This window comes from Parvibaculum sp. (genome assembly GCF_030651915.1).
Classification (GTDB): domain Bacteria; phylum Pseudomonadota; class Alphaproteobacteria; order Parvibaculales; family Parvibaculaceae; genus Parvibaculum.
In genome coordinates this window covers 320,292-340,786 of sequence record NZ_JAUSBV010000010.1, presented here as the reverse complement: position 1 = coordinate 340,786, position 20,495 = coordinate 320,292, and the positions used below count along the sequence as shown (strand labels likewise).

The window sequence follows — 20,495 nt, the reverse complement described above, 5'->3', positions numbered from 1 at the left end:
AACGCAGGCAGATGTTGGAAAAGTGATCGGGCGCCAATCATCGAGGCGAAGTCGAAAACGGCTCGCCGCACAGGTTGCGGTGGCTGTCCTTGTCATCATCATACTATTGCTTTTGCTGTGCTATTGCCGTCCGCCGGTGTCCGTGTCGGCGCTTCATCCCCTCGATCGCGTGCCGACGCTTAGTCTGGGCGATGCGATCGTCACCGGGTTTTCCGGCGTCATTCCGCCCGATCCCGCCAAGCCGCTGCCGGCCGGAAAAACGGCCCCGGACCAGACCTTTATCGATCCAAACGGTCCGTCGGCGCGCATTTTCGATCCCAAGAAGCCCGATTTCGTCTGGAACGGCGCGTTCTGGGCGGCGCCCCACAAACGCGACATACCGGCGCGCGCCGTCGGTCAGGTTTTCGGCATCGCGATCGACAACCGCGCCTATCCCGACATTTACCTGACCGCGACGTCTGTCTACGGGCTCAACATCGCAACGCCCGACAGCGACGGCGACGGCTTGCCCGAGCGCCGGAGAAAGGGCGAGGCAACCGCCGGTTGGGCGCCGGGTCAGTTCGGCCCCGGCGGCGGCCCCGGCAGCATCTGGAAGGTCGACGGGCGCAGCGGCGAAATCTCGCTCTTTGCGGATGTCAAACTGGGTGGCAAGACGAGCGGCCCGGCCGCGCTCGGCAACATCGCCTATGACGCAGCGCATCGGCAGCTCTTCGTGTCGGATCTGTCGACCGGGATGATCCATCGTTTTGCCCTCGACGGCACCGATCTCGGATATTTCGACCACGGAACAACCGGCCGCGCCGCCGCGCGCCTGCCGAGGCGAGCCCACGATCCGGCGGCGCGGGCAAACATTGCAGACGCGGCATTCGATACGGAAGACACCGCGACATGGGGCTTCACCCATGCCGAACGGCGCGTCTGGGGTCTCGCAACGCATGAGGGGCGGCTCTATTACGCAGTTGCCGCCGGCCGCCTTGCGCCGGTCAAAGCCGGCGAGCCGGAAGCCGATAGCGGACAGATATGGTCGGTCGGTCTCGACAAGGACGGCGACTTCGTCAAAGACCCGCGCATGGAAATTTCCCTACCGGGCGCCATGAATGCCGCACCGGTTTCGGACATTGTCTTCGCCTATGACGGCGCCATGATCGTCGCCCAGCGCTCGGTGATCGGAACGACCTACGGCTATGATGCTCAGGCGCCGCACGGCATTGCACATGTCAACCGCTTCTGGCGCGAGAAGCCGGACGATCCGGAAACGCCGAGCGCCTGGTACCAGGCACCCGAGGAGTATGCGGTGGGCTATGCGGGCGACCACCGCAACAGCGCCGGCGGTGTCTCTCTGGGCTATGGATACAACCCCGACGGAACGATCGACCTGACGGCATGCGAGGACGGCATTTTCCTCACCGGCGACATGTTGCGCGATTTCCAGCAGCAGGATGATCTGTTCATTCCCGACGGACCGCTCAACGCTCATGGCTTGCAGATCAGTCCCAAAGGACCGGTGCGCGGCTTCAACGTGCCCCCGTCCATCAGCTACTTCGTCAATTACACGGACCGGATGAGTTCGGTGGCGGCCGCCGGCACCGTGGGCGACGTCGAGGTCTATCGTCTCGGCTGTGCGGTCGGCGCCTGCGGCGTGTTGCCGGCCGGCGGGGTTGTGACGGAGCAGCGGGCTCTGCCGCCTGTGCCGCTGACAGACCCGCCCGGCGGAACCGATTTTCCGGACACCGATCTTCCAGAGGGCGAGTGCGTCGGCCTCGACTGTGTGCCGCCCTGCATCGGCCCGGATTGCATCTCCTGCTTCGGCCCGGACTGCCTGCCGGACGAAGAACCCGAAATCTGCATGAATGTGAGCGGCGAGGCGATCTGCGATCCCGAGGCGGGCGGCTGGATATTCAAGATCTTTACGCAGGACATCGCCGGAATCGGCATGGATACGCTGACGGCCTATTCGTCGACGCCGGGCGTCAGTGTCAGCAACGGCCCGGTCATTCCCGTGGTGCCGCCACCGGGTCTGATTTCGTTGAGCGGCGCGACGCCGGGCCAGACGGTGACGATCGATGTTTGCGGTTTCGACGATGCCGCACGCCTGACAGGCGAGCCCTATGATTGCTGCCGCGCGACGCTGACGGTGAAAGTACCGGAAGAAATCTGCAGGCCGGCCGAAGGCAGGAGCATGCGGCCATGACCGGTTTCAGGACCGCAGCCTTGTGGACCGCCGCCGCCGTGGGCATTGGCGCCATCGTCCTGCTGGGCCTGCCCCAACTGCGCATGATGATCGGCGGGGACGGCATCTCGTCCTTCACAAAATCCGCCTATGACGCCCAGGGCAATCCGCTGACGGGGCCGGTATCGGTCGGGCAGATCATTCAATACGTGCTGCGCTACAGCCCACCGGTAAGCGGTTCGTCGGGACCGGTGAGCATCGTCGACACGCTCAGCCCCAATCAAACCTACGTGGCCGGCTCCATCGTTGCACCCGGCTGGACGCTCTCGACACCCGAATACAATCTGAACACCGAAACCTACAGCAGTCCCGGCTTCGGGCCGGGTACGGGATTCACGCTCAATATCCCGGCGGTATCCGGCTCGGCCGGCATCCAGGGCGGCATCGGCGACGGATACGAACCCGTGCCCGTCGTCACTTCCGTCGGCACCAAGGTTTTCGGCATCAACCACCACGAAGCCATCAACGGCAAGATCATGTGCTGGCTCGGCGCCACACTGGCAAACTGCACGCCGGCCTACCCGCTCCGCGTCAGCACGTCGCCGGAACAGCTGACAACGCCGGATTTTCCGCATGCCGCTGTATATGACAGGAAAATCTACTTCCCCGTCGGCCGCTACGACGAGGTTTCGAGAACGACACTCGAATTCGGCCTGGGATGCTGGGACGCCGAAGCGGATACGGCCTGCGCCTTCGTCGGATTGCCGGGGCAACCAAGCCTCAACATGGGCGGCACCGCCGGACCTTATGTCGGGGTCAATCTCGATTTCTATGTCGCGGGCGTGAGGACCGATCCGCAGAATCCGTCGCGCCTGCTGATGTTTGCTCTGGACAAGGTTTATTGCGTCGACATCGCCCTGCCCGGCGCACCGGCCTGTGCGGGCTGGACGCCGCCGACGATCCCGCCGCATACGACCGGCGCGCGATCGCGCGACATGTTCGTCGAAGAGAATGGAACGCGGCTCTTCGTTTCCGAGACGCTGCCGCCGCGCGTCTACTGCCTGAATTTGTCGGACGGCTCGTTTTGCGCGGGCTGGCCGGCCGGCGGCGTGAACGGCGGCGCAACGTCTGGAACCCATCTGGGACCGGGCATCGACAGCAGCGGCATCATGAATGCGATCTGCCTGGTTCAGACTTTCGGAGCGAGCAATTTCCGCTGTTTCAGCACCGTCAACGGAAGCAACGTGACCGCATGGCCGGCCGCATTGTCGTCGTCGCCGATCTTTGCGGCCTATCACATTCCGGGCACCACGCGCGTGCTCTACCCGCCCTATACAGGCGCCGTTGTGCCGAAATGCCATGATTTTGCGACCAATGCCGCCTGCACGCCGTTCACGCCCTACTGGAAAAGCTCAGGTGCCTGGACCGATGGCGGCGGTACCACGCGCGGAAGCGTTGGCGATTATGGCTATGCGTCTGATCCGTCCGCCCCGCAATCTTGCATCTACGGGCTGGGTCATGGCGGCATCCTGGTGCGTTTCGGACTGGACGGCACGGCGTCGGCCGGTGCCTGCACGCCGCAGGACTACCACGCCACGTTCAAACTCGACGAGGCGTTCTGTTTTCACAAGCCCGACAACGCGACCTGGACCACGATCGAAATTCTCAATCGTCCGGCAGAGCTGACCGGGGGCACGATCACGCTCAGGGACGGCTCCGGTACGGTGCTTCAGACGATCGCCGTGACAGCTGCCAATAGCTATACCGTCAACCTGTCCGCGACGGGCACAAGCAGCACGGTCACGCTCGACTTCACGCCGACCTATTCCGGCGGCACGCCGCCTGCGACCGACTATCAGATAGAGCTGAATTACACCGCCGACGAACAGTCGCAAATCTGTTACCGCGCGACGGTCGATGGCTGCGGCGAGGTTTCGAACGCCGCCACCCTGACGGATGAATTCTCGACGCTGGATGCCAGTATCGACCTCGGGATGGCCGTGGGCGGCGAATGCGGCCCCGTGACCGGGCCCGATTGTCTGGAGCTTGTACCATCGCTCGCGGCAAACCCGGATGGAACCGGAACGCTGACGCTGTCCGGCAGCGGCCCCCCGGGCTTTTCCTCGACGCTTGTCACGGTGCGTTCGACGACCGGCGGCGTGACGGTCGTTTCGCCGTCGCAAACATTTGGCGGCGGTTCGATTCAGGGAAGCTGGAATCTGACCGGTCTGGTGCCCGGCATGACTGTCAGTTTCGTGGTCGATGCGGTCGAAACCGGTGGCGGCAGCAAGCCGGGGACCGACCTGTGCTGCTCCGGCGTTGTCGAGGTGACGGTGCCCGATGACGGCACCGAGCCCGAGGAAGAGCCGGAGATCATCGACCTCACCATCGAGAAGACCGGCGAGGCGGGGACCGAAGAACTACAGGGTGCGGGGCCTCCGACCATCGTCAACTTCGTCGATTTCACGCTGACAGTGACCAATACCGGCGCTCCCTTTACCGGTCAGAGCGCGATCGTGGTGACGGATGTCGTGCCGCCGGGAATGATCTTTACCAATGCATCGGGCACGGATTGGGATTGCGGCCCTGTCGGCCAGTTTCCGATTCCCGCCGGCGGCACGCTGAGCTGCACCTATCTCGGCACGGCGCAAATCGCCACGGGCGCGCACCTGCCGCCGATCACGATCAGGGGCAATCCGTCGACGAGTTCGACCTCGTTCGTCTATGAAAATTGCGCGACGGTCGGCCTGACGCCGGAATCCGGCCACGTCGACAGCAACGATACCAACAACCAGAGTTGCGCCACCAGCGAGGTCGACGCGCCGACTGTGACGCCGCCCGTGACGCCGCCGCCGGAACCCGAATGCGACCCGCGCAGCACACGCCTCAAGGACGGCCAGTGCCAATGCCGCTTCGAGGACATGACACAAAAAACCGCGACCGTCTGCGCATGCCCGAGCGGCAGTTCGCTTGTCGCCGGCGAGGGCTGCGTCAAGAGCCCGACCTGCGACCGGCATTCGGCGGTACTGCGCGGCAATGAATGCAGCTGCCGGTACCCGAACATGAGCAAGATTTCGCCGACGACCTGTTCCTGCCCGGCCGGTGAATTTCTGGTGACCGATGTCGGTTGCGTCCAGCCGGTGGAGCAGAGCTATCCGGACGAACCCGAAGAACCCGACGCGCCGGAACCGCCGCAAGCTTCATGCGCGGACGGCCAGGTGATGGAGGGCATCGGCTGTGTGCCGCTTTGTGCCGCCCCGATGACACTCAATGGCGAGCGCACCGCCTGCGAATGTCCGAAGGGAACACGCGAGCGGAACGGGAGCTGCGTCAAGAACACCAATTTCATGGACAACCTGAATATCGGAATCGGTATCGGCAACCGACCCCGAGGTGGCGGCGGTCCTAAAATCGATCTCGCGCCCTGAGCGGGTGCGACGGGCATCACGCCACGTATGAGGCGCGCCCGTTGCCTGTTGCCCGCCCGCTTATTCCCTGGCGGACCTGACGACGCCGATCAGGAAGCAGATCATGCCGAGAACCAGCAGGGCCTCCGAGACGCCGAACATCGGCCCAAAAACGCCCTCCTCCGCATGGCCACCATATTTCAGGAAAATGGCCGACACCATGATCAGAGCGCCGATCTGGTAGGCGAAGAAATGGATCCTGGCGAGCACGCTTTGCTGCATCGCCGGCCAGACGCGATAGACCAGTGCGAAGAGCGTCATGCTGACGAAACCCAGCAGGTTGATATGGGTGTGCGTTGTGCGGTGCGAGAAATCCTGAGATTGGCCCATGAACATCCCGAGCCCCATGCCCACCAGGATGTAGATAGCCGCGATGACGAGAAAAAGACGGTCGATCTTCATGGTTCCCCCCATTGTCTGACCGGTTGCCGAACGCATAGCGCGCGGGCCGGCTACCACACCTGAGCCCGCCGCGCGATTCGATCCCGGTAATGATGATCAGCAGACGGAGGGCGGGCAAGAGGCTCCGGCGTGCATGCGCTCGGAAGACGCCGCTCGGGTCTTCAAAAGCAGAACAAATAGAGGCCCGAAGTATTCGGTCAATATTACTGACACTGTCCAAATAACGATTGAAAAAACTTTCGCCGTCGATCAATCTGTTTGCGGAAACGAGGGGCGGCGGTATGACACATTCGACATCACCTGAAGACAGAACCGCTTCATGCGCGACCGGCGCGATGCACCGCGCCGTCCTGCCCGCCATTGCGGCGTTGGCCCTGCTCCTGACCGCTGCCTGCTCCTCGGTCAGCCTCGATGCGGCACAGGCTTTGGCCGCCAGCGGAACGGCGGCGGCGACGGCGCTGCATGACGAGCAGAAGGAAATGCAGGCAAGGCTGGAAATCGCGAAGCTCCAGGTCGAAGTGCGAATAGATCTGGATGGCAGGAATTCGATAGATACAGAAGAGACAGAGGACAAGGAACCGGACGAGTCCGAATCCGTCAAAAGTCTCAAGGAAATGCAGGAAATATTCGAGGCGCGCGCAAAGTCGTCTGCGGCACTCGTTTCCGTCTATCGTTCTTTTTCAAAGCTGGCCCTGCGCGACCACCAAAGCAATGTCGAACAGCGGATCTCGACTTTCGCAAAACAGACAAACGACTACATCACCATCGTCAACAAGCGTGCAAAATCGAATATCTCTTCCATTAGCGAAAAGACGACGTCGAGATCGACCATAGCCAGCGGCATGTTGGCGGTCGAAGCGCACAAGCGTGCTGTTCTGGCGGCAAGTCGTGAAATCAGACCGGGGTTGGAAGCACTCGCCGAAGCGCTTGAGGGCGAGCGAGATTACATGTCGGCATTGCAAAGAACTCTGCTCCCTGGCATCGAAGCGGAACTCAGGGATACATTAAGATGCGTCAAAAGGGTCAACGGGAAATGCGACAGCGCGATTGATGAGACCGCCGAAAAGAGAGCCGCGTTTGTCGAATTGGGTTTTACCCCGACCAAAGACTTTGACGCAAAACTGGCAAAATACGACAACCTGAACAAGGCGCTTGCCGGTGTCATCGAGCATCGGCAAAAGACAATAGCCGCAGAGCGCGCCCAAAAATACATCGCAATGGTCAACGCTATCCGGGAACTCGAGTCCGGGCACCAGAAACTCGAGGAAGGAGTCCCCATCGATCTCGCGCGGTTGAACGAAATCGTGGAGACGCTCAACAAACTGGTGAACCAATGACTTGTTTTCTGACTGCAGAAAAATTCCCGGTGTGAGGACGAACGGCAATGCCAAACGACCCCGCAACAGAAACATCGAACCCGATTGAAGCTCTCGAAGAAGCCTATCGGCTAGCCCATGCGGCCTACAGGAAAGCGAGATTCGATCCTCAGGCAAGCGATGAAACAGTCCAACGTCTTGGGAGATTGCTAAACGGCTGCAGGGATGCGCTGACCGCAGCGATTGTCGCCGGACTCCGCAATTCCACGGCTCAGGTTACCGGTGCGACCGCCGCGCTTGTCGCCGCCAATCAAAGGATCGACGAAATTCTCAAGGGCCTCGACCGAACCACGGACATTATCGATGCCGTCGATCAGGCTTTGGGTTTGGCAGTCGGCATCGTCAGGCTCGTGACGCCCGCTCCGTAATCACCCGGCGGGCGCGCCCGTTCAATAGGTCCAGACGGCTGGCGACGACAGGCCCGGCCCGCCAATGTCGAGATGCAGGAAGCGGCCGGAGACGGCGCCTTTCTGGTTGAGGCCGATGCGGCGGATGCCATGCTTGCGGGCAATGTCCATCAGCGCCAGCGCCGCCGCGCCGGAGACCAGAATATCGGCGGCAATGCCTTGAGGATGCGCGCCTGTGGCGGCCTTTCGTCTTTCGACCGGGTGCGAGCGGGCACGAAAACCCGAACTGATGCGCATGGGCCTTCCGTATTCGGTGCGGATCGCTTGCAGCACATCAAGAAATTCGGCCTGCATGTCGCATTGGCCGGTGGCCGAGCAGCGAAATTCGCGCTCGCTGAAATTTGGATATCTGCGCCAGTCGATCATGCACCCCCCCTTGCCGGTTTCCGGGCATCATGGTGCTCAGCGGACGGAGGGAAAGCAAGCGGGAAGCGAATCGGGCTGCGGCGTTCGGCCACCCCTGCCCGCTTTGACTTTTCCGGCACAAGGGCTAGCCTGAGGTCATTATGCGCAAAGCCACCGCACCTGTTTTTCTGACGCCGGGTACGCTGCTCGCGGGACATTAGCCCCGGGCTCGCGGCTTTGCGCCTTTGCGCGAGCCAGACCCGGGGACCGACTTCACAGATCGTTTCATTTCAATCGGCATCGGCGGACCATGGGTCCAGCCGTGCGATGAGGTTTTGTCATGTCCATCGTCAATGGCGGCGGCAGCCGCGCCCAACTGAATATCGTTCCGAACCCGCAAACGGCATCGCGGCCCGTGCTGACCTCGTCGGATTATGCGCGGCTTGAAGCCGCGAGCTTCGAGGACCTCGATCTCACGAGCCCGATGCGGGCCCGCGTCCGCGCGAAACTCGCCGAGGCAAAGGTGGTGGCGGGCGCCGCCGTCGCCGAAACCGTGGCGACGCTGGGCAGCGTCGTTCGCTATCGAATTGACGGCCGCCTTGCCGAGCGGCGGATGATGCAATTGCAGCGGGGGCCGGCACCGAATGGCCAGTATCTGAGCGTGCTGACGCCCATCGGCCTGGCGCTGTTCGGCCAGTCCGCCGGCGACATTGTCGAGGCCGAACTTTTCGACGGTGCGCGGCTGACGCTCGAACTCACCGGCATCGACTTTCAGCCGGAAGCCGATATCCGCCGCCGCATGGAAAACGCCGCACCGGCCGGAGACTTGGCGGATGGAGAGGGGCCGGACAACAACGGACCGGAGGCCGCTTGAGATGACCGTGCATGCAGAAGCGATCCACGCCGCAATGCCGCCGATCATGGTGGCGGCGGAGCAATACGATCAACTGTCGGCGGTGGCCGGCGGGCTTGAAGACGTGCTGCCGGAGGTCGCGCATTTTCTCGATCGGGAGCTGGCGCGCGCGACCGTCCTGCCGCTGGTGCAACTGCCGGACGATGTCGTGACCGTCAATTCGACGGTCGACTTCATCTTCGGCATGAAGGGCCGCGTGCAGCGGCTGACGCTCGTCTATCCGACGGCGCGCTCGTCGGACGAGGGCGTGGTCTCGATCGCCTCGCCGGTCGGCGTGGCTCTGCTCGGCATGCGCGAAGGCCAGACCATCTCCTGGAGCTCGCGCCATGGCGATCTGCGCTGGCTCAAGGTGGTGAGGGTGGTCGAGCGCGGGTGAGATAGGAGACACACGGGAGATATCGATATTTCCCACCCTCCCCCTGAGGGAGGGTCGAAATTTGTGCAGCGTTAGCGAAACAAATTTCGGGGAGGGGTGCTCCGTTATCGGCGGATGCAGGAATCACGATTATGCGTTGCCGTTCCACGCTTACCCCTCCCCAAAATTCGAAGACGAATTTTGACCCTCCCTCAGGGGGAGGGTGGGAAGTCACCAAGCGACAGACAGGGCTCCCGCAAAGAGGTTTGCCGGGCCTTGCATGACGTTTTCCGGGCCTGGCAACCGATCGGGGATTTATTCCGGCCTTGCGTTCTGGCATATCAGGCAGGGGGCGCGGTTGATCTGGATCAAGCTGAACTCCAGATCTGAGGTGCGTTCATGCCTGTCCTTCCGACGTCGATTGCCGGCCTGTTCCTCGTTCGCTGGCCTTTGCGCGAAGACAGCCGCGGCTTTTTCAAGCACAGCTATCAGGCCGGCGAGCTTGCCGAGGCGCTGGGGCGGGCGCCGGTTCTGGCGCAGGGCAACCATTCGCGCTCGCGCGCCGGCGTGCTGCGGGGCTTCCATACCGAGCCCTGGGACAAGCTTGTCTATGTGCCGCGCGGCACCGCGATGTTCGTGTCCGCCGATGTGCGGCCCGAAAGCCCGACCTTCGGCCAGAGCGAGAGCTTCATGCTGGGCGACGCACCCGGCGAATATGCGCGCGTCTTTGTCAGCCGCGGCCTCAGCAACGCTTTTTATTGCTTCAGCGAGACCGACTATCTGAACGATGTTTCGGCCCCGTTCGATCCGGCGAACCGGTTTGGCGTCGCCTGGAACGATCCGACGCTGGCCGTCGATTGGCCGACGCGAACGCCGATCCTGTCCGAAACGGACGCGGCGCAGCCTTTTCTGTCGGCGCTGTTTCCGGATCATCCGATCTTCCGCTAGCGCGCCACCGGCCGATCGACGGAGACCTTATGGCCCCCTATGCGAGCATTGTGATCCCGACCCATGACAGGGCGAGCACCCTGCCCTGGTCGATCCGCTCGGCGCAGGCGCAAACGGTGCGCGACATCGAGATCGTGGTGTCCGGCGATGGCGCGACGCCGGCAGTGCGTGAAATCGCCGAGAGCTTCGCCCGTAGCGACCCGCGCATCCTGTTTTCCGACCGGTCGAAGGAACCGTTTCGCGGCGTCGCCAATCGCGACCGCGCGGTGCGCGCGGCAGCGGCCGAGCGCATCTTCTACAATGACGATGACGATCTGCTGTTGCCGCGGCATGTCGAACTGCTTGGCGCGGCGCTGGACAAAGCCGATGTGGTCGACACGCCGGCAGTATCCGTGCAGGTCGACGGCGCCGTGTCGCTGGCGCTCAGCGACTCCGCCCATCCGGAAATGAAGCGCCTGCTGATCGAGGACAAGTTCAAGGGTGTCTTCGATACCCATCTGGCACACAGCAAGGAAGTCTATCTCAGCGGTGCCGGGGCATGGATGGCGGCAACCGACCGCCGCGTCGTCTGGCACATGCTGAAATTCTTCGCGCTGGACCCCGCCATTCGCTGGACGACGCTGCAACGCGTGACCGCACTCTCGTTTCACGGCGCCGGCCGCACCGGCATGCCGGACGCGGCCCGCGCCGCTGAGATTGCCGGCTGGTTTGCCCGCATCGGCGACGGCGATATCGAGGCCGGGCTGCGGCGGGATGGTGGCTATGCCTTTCATGTCCACCTGCTGTTTGCCGCCATGGCGGCGGCCGGAAATCCGGCCCATGGCACGGCGGCACGCAAGCTGATCGACGGTGCCATGCAGCAGGCAGCACCCGCGCCGCGCCAGCTTGCCGCGATCGAGGCCGTGCGCGATCTGGCCGACGGCATCTGCCCCGAGGCCGACGGAGCGCTTTCGGCGCTGGAGGAAATGATCGATGCGCGGGTCGGCCCCTATTTCACCGCGCCGAACCTCGCCGCCACCTTCGCCGGGCCGATGACGCCTGCCGCGATGGCGGCGCTGCTGGCGCGCTGCCGGAAGCGGCCGGCATTGTCGCTGCTGCGGTTTCACCTGGCCGCACGCCAGAATGCGATCGATGCGGCCATGCTTGAGGACGTCGAGCAGGGTTTCCGCGACACCGCCGATTGGACCCGCTTCTATTTCGGCTATGCGGTGGCGCAAGGGCTGAGCGGGCGGGCCAACACGGCCGCCTGGGACTGGATCGAAAGGGTGCGCGACCGGGCGCCGCATTCCCATCACGCCCTTCCCTATTGGCGCCTGCGACAGAGCCTGGCGCAACGGCTCGCCTTCGCGGCCGAGGCCGATGCCGCAACGGCGCAGATCGACAGTCTCGCCGGCAGCATGACGTGAGGAATCGAGTGCACATCTTCGGAGTTGGCGCCGTTCAGGCGGCGAGACGCCCGCCGGGGCGGCGGGCAAGGTCGAACACCGCCATCTGGCTTGCGCCGCCAAGCGCCGGGTGACGATCGCCGATATCGCGGCAGGCGACCGCATAGGAGTTGCGCGCCGCGACGCCGCCCGCCCAGCGCTGGAACTTGGCGCGGTCCCATTCGAAGCGATGGCCGGGATGGCGGAAGCGGTGGGACGGCACGCCAAGCAGCGAATTGAATTCAGCGTTGGGCGTCGTGATGATCACGGTTGCCGGCCGCATCACGACAAAGAGGGCGCGTTCGAGGACCGACAGCCGGTCCGGCTCGATATGTTCGATGGTCTCGATCAGGACGGCACAATCGAAGCCGGCAAGCGAGGCCCGGGCGTCGGTCATCGAGCCCTGCACCAGATCGACCTCGGCCACCGCCTTTGGCGCCAACGCATCGAGCCGCGCGCGAAGCCGGCCGAGCGCATCGCCACAGAGATCGATGCCGACGATCCGCGCGATTCCGGGCTCGGCTGCGAGACGGATGAGCAGATCGCCATCGCCGCAACCGAGATCGAGCACGGAGGTGGCGCCGCTCTCTCGCACGGCCGCGCGCGCCGCTTGCAGCCGCTGTTCGTGCAGCCAGGTGGTCATGCGGCGTCTCCCTGCGCTTCGTGGCCCTGCATCGGCACCCGCACAATGAACGGAACGGGGCCTTTATCGGCCAGACGCACGCAAACAGCAAGAAACGTCCGGCCGGGAACAGACAAGGCAGATCAACCAGACGGTTTCGGGCCGATTGCGCGCCGCTCGGATACGACAGACGGCGCGCGACTTCCGCCGCGCGCCGTCCATCGATCGGAATGACCATTCAGACCAATCAGGCGGCCTTGATCGCCACCAGGAAGGTATCCACCCGGGCGCTGAGGCTCTCCGACTGTTGCGAAAGTTCGTTCGCCGCACTGAGGACCTGTCCGGTTGCGACGCCCGTCGAGCCCGCCGCCTCGGTCACACCAGCGATGTTGAGGGTCACCTCCTGCGTGCCTTGCGCCGCCTGCTGAACATTGCGGGCGATTTCCTGCGTTGCAGCCTGCTGCTCTTCCACTGCCGAGGCAATGGTCGTCGCGATTTCAGCGACACGCCCGACGATGTCGCCAATGCTCCCCATCGCCGTCACGGCACCGTCGGTGGCGTTCTGAATGGCACTGACCTGCGCCGTAATGCCCTCGGTGGCCTGGGCCGTCTGATTGGCGAGGGACTTCACCTCGGACGCGACGACCGCGAAGCCCTTGCCGGCTTCCCCGGCGCGTGCCGCCTCAATCGTTGCGTTGAGCGCCAGCAAGTTGGTCTGCGCGGCGATGTCGTTGATGAGCTGGACCACATCGCCGATCCGCCGCGCCGCTTCCGCGAGGCTCTTCACGGTGTCGTTGGTCTTTGTCACTTCGTTGACGGCCTGGGCGGCGATTTCGGCCGACTGGGTGACCTGGCGGCCGATCTCGACGACCGTCGACGAAAGTTCCTCGGTTGCGGAGGCGACCGTCTGCACATTGCTGGACGCCTGGTCCGAGGCTCCGGCGACGGCAACGGCCTGACGCGAGGTCTCCTCGGCGATCGCCGACATGTTCTGCGAGGTCGCTTGCAGTTCGGTCGCCGCCGATGCCACCGTCTTCAGGACGGCGCTGACATCGTTGTCGAACGAGGCGGTGAGCTCGTCAATGGCGCGCGCCCGGCGCTCACGCTGTTCCTGTGCGGCCGCTTCCTTGACCGCGAGCTCTTTCGCCCGGATCATGTTTTCCTTGAACACGAGCACGGCCTTGGCCATCAGCCCCACCTCGTCGCGGCGTTCCGTTGCCGGGATCTCGACCGAATGATTGCCGCCCGCAAGCATGTTCATGGCACCGGTCATGGCGGAGACCGGCCGCGTGATGGTACGCGCAACGAAGACCCCGATCGCGGCGAGCACGATGAGCACACCAAGGCCGATAAGGGCGGCGATGTTGCGCATGTTGTTGGCCGGAATCATCATCTCTTCGATATCGATCTCGCCGATGATGGCCCAGCGCACGCCTTCGAAGTCGAAGGGCCGGAAGGCGGAGAGCACCGGGACGCCACGATAGTCCCGGATGTTCCTGATCCCGCTCTCGCCGGCGAGCGCGGCCTTCACCGTTTCGCCTTCGATCCTGGTTTCGAGGATCGTCGATGTCTTGGAAAAGCGGGAATCGCTGCGCATCAGATAGTCGGCGCCAACCAGATAGGTCTCGCCGCTCTCGCCCATGCCGGCGGATGACTGCATGACCGCGTTGATGCGCTCGATCGGCATCTGGAAGGCGAGCACGCCGAGGAACCGGCCGTTGCGCATGACGGGCGTGGTGATGAAACTGGCCGCGGCGCCATTGCTCGGTGCATAGGGCGCAAAGTCCGTAAAGACGATCTTACCGGACGTCGCATTGTCGCTGGCCGCATTGAAGACCTTCGCAAGGTCGCTCGTCTTCCATTCACCGGATTTTAGATTCGTTCCGAAATCGAGCTCCTTGAAGGTCGAATAGACGATGTCGCCGCTACGCGAGATCAGGAAGACGTCGTAGTAGCCGCGCATTTCGGTCAACTGACGGAACCACGGATGATAGGTGCCGTGCGCCGTGCTGTAGGTCGAGCCATCGCCAGCCTGATCCCATTTGTGCTTCTCGCCTGTCGGGTGCGGATTGCCCCGAATATAGAGGTCCTGAAGAACCTGCGCGCCCCGGCCGTCCCGGTCTATCTCGCGAAAGCCCTGGTCGAAGGCGACAAGCGCATCGGCAACCATGCTGTTGGCCGCGGTGACGCTAAGATCTTCCCGGATGCTTCCCAGATAGGAACCAAGCGCATCCGCCCGCGCTTCGGCAAGAGCGGTATATCGGGTTTCGGCTTCGGCGTGCAGGGCGTCGGCCGCTTGAAGGTAGCTCATCGTCCCGACGGCGATGACGGACAGCAACGCGGCTATCGCGACCAGGGCCGGAATCTTGACGGCGAGGGAGACGTTTGTCAGTCGATGGATCATGCTGTGCATCGGTTTTCTCTCGGGTGCTGTCGGTGGTGAGGTTTCCGCTGTTTGCGGTGAAAGGGAGGCTTTGATCATGACGCCGGCGAGCAATTCATAGGCGGCTTCCCAAGCGGCCCGCACATCGGGCGTGAACCGGGCCCCCAGACCTTGCTCCAGCGTCCACAGAAGCGCGGCGCCGACGGTCTGGTAGTCCGCCGGCTTGACGCCATAGCCGACATGCCGGCGGCCCAACGCCTCGACCGCGGGCACGAGGCGGTCGATGTCGTTCAGGCCGCTTACGGCCATCGCCAGCATTTTCATCAGCTTGCGGCCCTGTTCCTTCATGTCGCCCTTGAAGAGCGGTCTGAGTTCGGGCGCGGTCTCGAAAAGGCGGCCGTAAAAAAGTTCGGCGGCCTGCTCCGCGATCGGCGCAACGGCCGCAAATGAGTCTTGAACACGCTGTCGGATTTCCGGTGTCATCGATATTCCCCCTCGGCATTCCCCTCGGCGCGTTACGGCAACAGCATCGGGAAATGAAGTCGCCTACCCCGTTCGCCTGCCATCATGCGCATCTTTCAACGGCATGATTGGCGAAGACGCCATAAGGTGTCCTTAACCGGGACACGGTTCTTCGGTAAGCTTTCATTGAGAAATTGTCGCGCCGGTACGGCCTGCGGCCATGACATGGACGGGTCATCCCCCCGACAGGCAACGATCCCCGGTCCGTGGCATTCTGGCGGCCAGATGCGCGCAAACAGCAAGAAACGGCCGGCCGGGAACAGACAAGGCGCGTCAAAAAATCCGCGCACCGTATTTTCACGTCATCCGGTAAGGCTCGGGCGATCCCTCCGCATGGCGCGGCAATCCGTCGTCAATGACGAGCCAGGGAACCTGCGACGATACCCAGATATGCATTTCCGGATGAAGCGCCGCCGGGTTGTCGAGCGTCGCCAGCGGAAAGCCGAGACGGGCACCGTCGAGCGGTTCGAGCGTCAGCCGCGTGCCGCATTGCGGACAGAAGTGACGCCAGAGCCTTTCCGACGAGCGCCAGCGCGCCGTCGCGCCCGTGACCGTGACGGCGGCTTTCGGAAAGGAGGCGACGGCAAGGAATGGCGCCCCCATCGCCTGCTGGCAGATGCGGCAATGACAGAAGCGGACGCCGAGCGGCGCGGCATCGGCGCGAAAGCGGACCGCGCCGCAAGCGCAGCCGCCTTCATAGGGTGGCGGGAGATTGGAGGGGTGTGGGGGCATGGGTGTCGTCCGTGCTGAGTTGGCCGTTCAAACCTAGCCGCAACACGGCAACGACGTCAGGCAATCGTGCCGCCCATGGACCCCGGCTTTCTCCCTTCGCTACTTCGCAGCTATGGGAGGCGGGTCGCCGGGGTGACAGATATTTTGACCGGAATGATGGCGTGAAAGAGAAAGAGTGGTGAGCCCTGATGGGATCGAACCATCGACCTACTGATTAAAAGTCAGCCGCTCTACCGCTGAGCTAAGGGCCCGCCGGAGGGCGGAATCTCGTGCCGCCGCTCAAAAGGTGGGCGGAACTTAAGGGGCGCGTCGGGCGGGGTCAACCACGGGGTTGGATTGCGGGTAAATCCTTTTCGGGCTTGGGGATTTGGAGGACGAACCACGGGATGATGCCGAGATTTGAGCGCAAGCCCATGCCCCTCACACCGGCTCGATATCGCCGCCGGCCTGGGCGCCCTTGAAGCCGGCGATAAAGGCCTCGAAGCGCGCTTCGGCGATGGCGGCGCGCATCTCGGCCATCAGGCTCTGGTAGTAGTGGAGGTTGATCCAGCTGACCAGCATCGAACCCAGCATCTCGCCCGACTTGATCAGGTGATGGAGATAGGCGCGGGAATAGTCGCGCGCGGCGGGGCATGTGCTTTCGGCGTCGAGCGGGCGCGGATCGGCGGCGTGGCGGGCATTCTTGAGGTTGACCTTGCCGCGCGCCGTGAAGGCAAGGCCGTGGCGGCCATTGCGGGTCGGCATCACGCAGTCGAACATGTCGATGCCGCGGCGCACCGCTTCGACGAGATCGTCAGGCGTGCCGACGCCCATCAGATAACGCGGCTTGTCGGCCGGCAGGTCCGGCACCGTGAAATCGAGCACACGCAGCATTTCGGCCTGGCCCTCGCCGACCGCAAGCCCGCCGACCGCATAGCCGTCGAAACCGATCTGCTGCAGGCCGGCGGCCGAGCGCTTGCGCAAGGGCTCATAGGTGCTGCCCTGGACGATGCCGAACAGCGCCATGCCGGGGGTGCGATGCAGCTCAGCCTCGAAGGCGGCTTTCGAACGCGCGGCCCAGCGCAAGGAGAGTTCCATCGACTTTTCGGCTTCGGCCTCGGTCGCCGGAAAGGGCGTGCATTCGTCGAGCTGCATCTGGATGTCGGAACCCAAGAGGCACTGGATTTCGATCGAGCGCTCGGGCGAGAGCATGTGGCGCGAGCCGTCCAAGTGCGACTGGAAGGCGACGCCCTCCTCGCTCATCTTGCGCAGCTTCGACAGCGACATCACCTGGAAACCGCCGCTGTCGGTCAGGATCGGATGCGGCCAGTTCATGAAATGATGCAGGCCGCCCAGCGCCGCAACCTCCTCGGCGCCGGGGCGCAGCATCAGATGATAGGTGTTGCCGAGCACGATGTCGGCGCCGGTGGCGCGCACCTGCTCGGGATACATCGCCTTGACGGTGGCGGCCGTGCCGACCGGCATGAAGGCCGGCGTGCGGATTTCCCCGCGCGGCGTCGAAATGGCGCCGGTGCGGGCCTGGCCGTCAGTGGCGGCGAGCCTGAAGGAGAAGGCGCTCATGGCGTGGCCCTGTAGATCAAGGTGGCATCGCCATAGGAATAGAAGCGGTATTGCGCGGCAACCGCATGCGCGTAGGCGCGCTTCATCTCGTCGAGCGAGCGCAGCGCTGAGACCAGCATGAAAAGCGTCGATTTGGGCAAGTGGAAATTGGTCATCAGCAGGTCCACGGCGCGGAAGCGATAGCCCGGCGTTATAAAGATGTCGGTCTCGCCGCGAAAGGGATGGATGCGGCCTTCGGCATCCGCCGCGCTTTCAAGCAGGCGCAGCGCCGTGGTGCCGACCGCGACGACGCGGCCGCCGCGGGCGCGGGCTTCCTCGATGGCCGCAGCCTCCGCAGGCGCGATCTCGCCCCATTCGGCATGCATTTTATGGGCGTCAGTGTCCTCGGCCGTGACCGGCAGGAAGGTGCCGGCGCCGACATGCAGCGTCAGCCGGACGCAGTGGACGCCGCGCGCTTCGATGGCGGCCATCAGTTCGGGCGTGAAATGGAGACCGGCCGTGGGGGCCGCAACGGCGCCGGGCTCGCTGGCATGGAGCGTCTGGTAGTCCGCAAGGTCGGCCTCGTCCGTTGCGCGCTTGCGGGCGATATAGGGCGGCAGCGGCATTTCACCGGCAATGGCGATGGCGGCATCAAGCGCGGCGCCGGACAGCGAAAAGCGCAAGCCCGCCTCGCCGCCCTCGCCCTTGTCCTCGACGGTGGCGACGAGCCCGCCGGCAAATTCGATCGTCTCGCCGGGATTGAGCTTCTTGGCCGGGCGCAGGAAGGCGCGCCATGCAGCGGGCCCTGCGCGCAGATGCAGCATCACCTCGATGCGGGCTTCCGCGTCGCCGCGCCGGCGCGTGCCGAAGAGACGGGCCGGGATGACCTTCGTATCGTTGAAGACGAGGATATCGCCCTGGCGCAGATGGCCGGGCAGGTCGCGCACGGTTTCATCGGCCAGCGCGTTTTGATCCGGGCCGATGACCAGCATCCGCGCCGCGTCGCGCGGACGGGCCGGCCGAAGCGCAATCAGCGCTTCCGGCAGCTCGAAATCGAAATCGGAAACGCGCATGGGGTTCGATCAATCCGATGTATCCCACCCGCCCCTAGGGGGCGGGTCGAAAAATTCGAGAGCGTAGCGACGAATTTTTCGGGGCGGGGGCTCGGTCTCGCCACGGTGAACTCGCTATCGTTTAAACATGCGACGAAGTCAGCGACCCCGCCCCAAACCGAACGGCTTTGGCAATAAATCGCCAAAGCCGTTCTGTTTGACCCTCCCCCCAGGGGAGGGTGGAAGAAGGTGCGTTGCGACGGCGCCGGCTACGCCGCATCCGCCGCGACGCGCATTTTGACGATGCGGTCGGGATCGCGGACGGGTTCGCCGCGCTTGATCTTGTCGACGGCGTCCATTCCCGAAATCACCTGGCCCCAGACGGTGTATTGCCCGTCAAGGAAGGCGGTGTCGCCGAAGCAGATGAAGAACTGGCAATCGGCGCTGTTGGGGTCTTGCGTGCGGGCCATCGAACAGGTGCCGCGGACATGCGGTTCCTTCGAGAACTCGGCCGGGATCTTCTTGCCCGAACCGCCCGAGCCGGTGCCCGTCGGATCGCCGCCCTGGGCCATGAAGCCGTCGATGACGCGGTGAAAGGCGATGCCGTCGTAAAAACCTTCACGTGCCAGTTCCTTGATGCGGGCGACATGCTTCGGCGCGAGATCGGGCCTGAGCTCGATCACGACTTTCCCGTGCGGAATCTCCATGATCAGCGTGTTTTCGGGGTCCTTGATATCGGTCATGGCGGTTTCAATTTTCCTTTACGTCGGCGGCAACCTGCATCTTCACGATCTTGTCGGGATCCGAAGGCGGCTCGCCGCGCTTGATGTTGTCGACGAATTCCATGCCCTCGACGACACGGCCGAAAAGCGTGTATTGCCCGTCGAGAAACGAGGCGTCGTCGAAGACGATGAAGAATTGGCTGTTGGCGCTGTTGGGGCTTTGCGAGCGCGCCATGCCGAGCGCGCCGCGCGTGAAGCTTTCATTGTGCGAGAACTCGGCCCTGAGATCGTCGAGGAAGGAACCGCCCATGCCGGTGCCGGTCGGGTCGCCGGTCTGGGCCATGAAGCCCTCGATGACGCGGTGAAAGACGATGCCGTCATAAAAGCCCTCGCGCGCCAGCGTCTTGATGCGTTCGGCATGGCGCGGCGCCACCTCTGGCAGCAGCTCGATGACGACGCGGCCATCCTTGAGATCGAGATAGATGGTGTTTTCCGGGTCAAGCGCGAAGGCCTTTCCCGAAAGCCCGGCAAGCGCCAGAAGCGCGATCAGCGCGGTCGTCAGTCTACGCATGGGATACTCCCGTTTCTCATGACTGCTTCTATCGACGATTATTTCTTTTCGGCCATGCGCGCCAGCACCTTGTCGGCGACGCGCTTGGGCACGAAGGGCAGGATATCCCCGCCCATCGAGGCGATCTGGCGCACCAGCGTCGAGGAGATGAACTGCGTTTCGGGCGAAGCGGCCAGAAAAACCGTCTCGACTTTCGGGTTCATGACGCGGTTCATACCGACCATCTGGGTTTCGTACTCGAAATCGACGGCGCCGCGCAAGCCGCGGATGATGACGCTGGCACCCGCCTCGTCGGCCGCATTGACGACAAGGCCGGAAAAGGAGGCCGTGCTGACCCGTGCGCCCGCCGCCTTTGCCAGCGGCGCGGCCTCGGCCTCGATCAGCGCGAAGCGTTCCTCAAGCGTCAGCAGCGGTGTTTTGGTGGCATTGACGCCGATCGCGACCACCAGATGATCGACCAGCGTCAGAGCGCGGCGGATGACATCGAGATGGCCATTGGTCATCGGGTCGAATGTGCCGGGATAAAGTCCGATGCGCGCCATATG

At 63.8% G+C, this 20,495-nt stretch carries 18 protein-coding genes and 1 tRNA gene; 8 read left to right on the top strand and 11 right to left on the bottom strand.

The annotated features are described in order from the left end of the window. Positions 1 to 142: 142 nt before the first annotated feature. Together Q7V31_RS15655 and Q7V31_RS15650 are read left to right on the top strand one after the other, a co-directional pair. On the top strand, positions 143 to 2,191 hold the full coding sequence (locus tag Q7V31_RS15655) for a hypothetical protein (protein WP_304735627.1): 2,049 nt from the start codon (positions 143 to 145) through the stop codon (positions 2,189 to 2,191). After that, on the top strand, positions 2,188 to 5,598 hold the full coding sequence (locus tag Q7V31_RS15650; protein WP_304735625.1) for a hypothetical protein: 3,411 nt from the start codon (positions 2,188 to 2,190) through the stop codon (positions 5,596 to 5,598). Before Q7V31_RS15655 ends, Q7V31_RS15650 begins: the two co-directional genes overlap by 4 nt. A gap of 60 nt (positions 5,599 to 5,658) precedes the next feature. On the opposite strand, the gene Q7V31_RS15645 is transcribed toward Q7V31_RS15650, so the two are convergent. Further along, a complete protein-coding gene (locus Q7V31_RS15645) occupies positions 5,659 to 6,039 on the bottom strand; it encodes a hypothetical protein (RefSeq protein ID WP_304735622.1) in 381 nt (126 codons plus the stop codon). 227 nt (positions 6,040 to 6,266) lie between these two features. Between Q7V31_RS15645 and Q7V31_RS15640 the strand changes: the two genes are divergently transcribed. Then, complete coding sequence (locus Q7V31_RS15640; RefSeq protein ID WP_304735620.1) at positions 6,267 to 7,376, top strand: hypothetical protein; 1,110 nt, start codon at positions 6,267 to 6,269, stop codon at positions 7,374 to 7,376. A 47-nt stretch (positions 7,377 to 7,423) separates the two neighbouring features. Then, entirely contained in the window at positions 7,424 to 7,783 is a 360-nt protein-coding gene (locus Q7V31_RS15635) for a hypothetical protein (protein WP_304735617.1), read from the top strand. A 21-nt stretch (positions 7,784 to 7,804) separates the two neighbouring features. Here Q7V31_RS15635 and Q7V31_RS15630 read toward each other — a convergent pair whose 3' ends face one another. Further along, on the bottom strand, positions 7,805 to 8,188 hold the full coding sequence (locus Q7V31_RS15630) for a D-Ala-D-Ala carboxypeptidase family metallohydrolase (protein WP_304735614.1): 384 nt from the start codon (positions 8,186 to 8,188) through the stop codon (positions 7,805 to 7,807). A 319-nt stretch (positions 8,189 to 8,507) separates the two neighbouring features. On the opposite strand from Q7V31_RS15630, the gene Q7V31_RS15625 reads away from it, so the two are divergent. The 4 genes from Q7V31_RS15625 (at position 8,508) to Q7V31_RS15610 (ending at position 11,789) form a co-directional block, all read left to right on the top strand. Then, entirely contained in the window at positions 8,508 to 9,041 is a 534-nt protein-coding gene (locus Q7V31_RS15625; RefSeq protein ID WP_304735613.1) for a hypothetical protein, read from the top strand. Position 9,042: 1 nt separating this feature from the next. Next, a complete protein-coding gene (rnk, locus tag Q7V31_RS15620) occupies positions 9,043 to 9,456 on the top strand; it encodes a nucleoside diphosphate kinase regulator (RefSeq protein ID WP_304735610.1) in 414 nt (137 codons plus the stop codon). A 378-nt stretch (positions 9,457 to 9,834) separates the two neighbouring features. Beyond that, positions 9,835 to 10,383, top strand: a complete 549-nt coding sequence (locus Q7V31_RS15615) for a dTDP-4-dehydrorhamnose 3,5-epimerase family protein (protein WP_304735608.1) — start codon at positions 9,835 to 9,837, stop codon at positions 10,381 to 10,383. Between the two features lie 29 nt (positions 10,384 to 10,412). Then, positions 10,413 to 11,789 (top strand): glycosyltransferase family A protein, encoded by a 1,377-nt coding sequence (locus tag Q7V31_RS15610; protein WP_304735606.1) that lies wholly within the window; start codon positions 10,413 to 10,415, stop codon positions 11,787 to 11,789. Between the two features lie 34 nt (positions 11,790 to 11,823). Here Q7V31_RS15610 and Q7V31_RS15605 read toward each other — a convergent pair whose 3' ends face one another. From Q7V31_RS15605 to coaD, 9 genes are all read right to left on the bottom strand, one after another. After that, positions 11,824 to 12,450 (bottom strand): methyltransferase domain-containing protein, encoded by a 627-nt coding sequence (locus Q7V31_RS15605; protein WP_304735605.1) that lies wholly within the window; start codon positions 12,448 to 12,450, stop codon positions 11,824 to 11,826. Between the two features lie 226 nt (positions 12,451 to 12,676). Beyond that, on the bottom strand, positions 12,677 to 15,295 hold the full coding sequence (locus tag Q7V31_RS15600; RefSeq protein WP_304735603.1) for a methyl-accepting chemotaxis protein: 2,619 nt from the start codon (positions 15,293 to 15,295) through the stop codon (positions 12,677 to 12,679). Between the two features lie 336 nt (positions 15,296 to 15,631). Beyond that, positions 15,632 to 16,066 (bottom strand): GFA family protein, encoded by a 435-nt coding sequence (locus Q7V31_RS15595; RefSeq protein WP_304735602.1) that lies wholly within the window; start codon positions 16,064 to 16,066, stop codon positions 15,632 to 15,634. 176 nt (positions 16,067 to 16,242) lie between these two features. Beyond that, positions 16,243 to 16,317: transfer RNA gene (locus Q7V31_RS15590), tRNA-Lys, on the bottom strand. Between the two features lie 169 nt (positions 16,318 to 16,486). After that, positions 16,487 to 17,626 carry a tRNA guanosine(34) transglycosylase Tgt gene (gene tgt / locus Q7V31_RS15585; protein WP_304735600.1) on the bottom strand — a complete coding sequence of 380 codons (1,140 nt, stop codon included), beginning with the start codon at positions 17,624 to 17,626 and terminating at the stop codon, positions 16,487 to 16,489. Further along, positions 17,623 to 18,678: a tRNA preQ1(34) S-adenosylmethionine ribosyltransferase-isomerase QueA gene (gene queA, locus Q7V31_RS15580; protein ID WP_304735599.1), complete on the bottom strand. Its 1,056-nt coding sequence runs from the start codon at positions 18,676 to 18,678 to the stop codon at positions 17,623 to 17,625. Before queA ends, tgt begins: the two co-directional genes overlap by 4 nt. A gap of 248 nt (positions 18,679 to 18,926) precedes the next feature. Then, positions 18,927 to 19,400, bottom strand: coding sequence for a peptidylprolyl isomerase (locus tag Q7V31_RS15575; protein WP_304735597.1), 474 nt, complete (start codon positions 19,398 to 19,400; stop codon positions 18,927 to 18,929). Between the two features lie 7 nt (positions 19,401 to 19,407). Continuing rightward, positions 19,408 to 19,950, bottom strand: coding sequence for a peptidylprolyl isomerase (locus Q7V31_RS15570; protein WP_304735596.1), 543 nt, complete (start codon positions 19,948 to 19,950; stop codon positions 19,408 to 19,410). 38 nt (positions 19,951 to 19,988) lie between these two features. Continuing rightward, positions 19,989 to 20,492, bottom strand: coding sequence for a pantetheine-phosphate adenylyltransferase (gene coaD, locus Q7V31_RS15565; protein ID WP_304735594.1), 504 nt, complete (start codon positions 20,490 to 20,492; stop codon positions 19,989 to 19,991). Positions 20,493 to 20,495 lie beyond the last annotated feature (3 nt).

Excerpts from the sequence above, each read along its gene's own strand:
- Q7V31_RS15650 (WP_304735625.1), top strand. The coding sequence starts at position 2,188 with ATGACCGGTTTCAGGACCGCAGCCTTGTGGACCGCCGCCGCCGTGGGC.
- Q7V31_RS15645 (WP_304735622.1), bottom strand. The coding sequence starts at position 6,039 with ATGAAGATCGACCGTCTTTTTCTCGTCATCGCGGCTATCTACATCCTG.
- Q7V31_RS15635 (WP_304735617.1), top strand. The coding sequence starts at position 7,424 with ATGCCAAACGACCCCGCAACAGAAACATCGAACCCGATTGAAGCTCTC.
- Q7V31_RS15630 (WP_304735614.1), bottom strand. The coding sequence starts at position 8,188 with ATGATCGACTGGCGCAGATATCCAAATTTCAGCGAGCGCGAATTTCGC.
- Q7V31_RS15625 (WP_304735613.1), top strand. The coding sequence starts at position 8,508 with ATGTCCATCGTCAATGGCGGCGGCAGCCGCGCCCAACTGAATATCGTT.
- rnk (WP_304735610.1), top strand. The coding sequence starts at position 9,043 with ATGACCGTGCATGCAGAAGCGATCCACGCCGCAATGCCGCCGATCATG.
- Q7V31_RS15615 (WP_304735608.1), top strand. The coding sequence starts at position 9,835 with ATGCCTGTCCTTCCGACGTCGATTGCCGGCCTGTTCCTCGTTCGCTGG.
- Q7V31_RS15610 (WP_304735606.1), top strand. The coding sequence starts at position 10,413 with ATGGCCCCCTATGCGAGCATTGTGATCCCGACCCATGACAGGGCGAGC.
- Q7V31_RS15605 (WP_304735605.1), bottom strand. The coding sequence starts at position 12,450 with ATGACCACCTGGCTGCACGAACAGCGGCTGCAAGCGGCGCGCGCGGCC.
- Q7V31_RS15600 (WP_304735603.1), bottom strand. The coding sequence starts at position 15,295 with ATGACACCGGAAATCCGACAGCGTGTTCAAGACTCATTTGCGGCCGTT.
- Q7V31_RS15595 (WP_304735602.1), bottom strand. The coding sequence starts at position 16,066 with ATGCCCCCACACCCCTCCAATCTCCCGCCACCCTATGAAGGCGGCTGC.
- tgt (WP_304735600.1), bottom strand. The coding sequence starts at position 17,626 with ATGAGCGCCTTCTCCTTCAGGCTCGCCGCCACTGACGGCCAGGCCCGC.
- queA (WP_304735599.1), bottom strand. The coding sequence starts at position 18,678 with ATGCGCGTTTCCGATTTCGATTTCGAGCTGCCGGAAGCGCTGATTGCG.
- Q7V31_RS15575 (WP_304735597.1), bottom strand. The coding sequence starts at position 19,400 with ATGACCGATATCAAGGACCCCGAAAACACGCTGATCATGGAGATTCCG.
- Q7V31_RS15570 (WP_304735596.1), bottom strand. The coding sequence starts at position 19,950 with ATGCGTAGACTGACGACCGCGCTGATCGCGCTTCTGGCGCTTGCCGGG.
- coaD (WP_304735594.1), bottom strand. The coding sequence starts at position 20,492 with ATGGCGCGCATCGGACTTTATCCCGGCACATTCGACCCGATGACCAAT.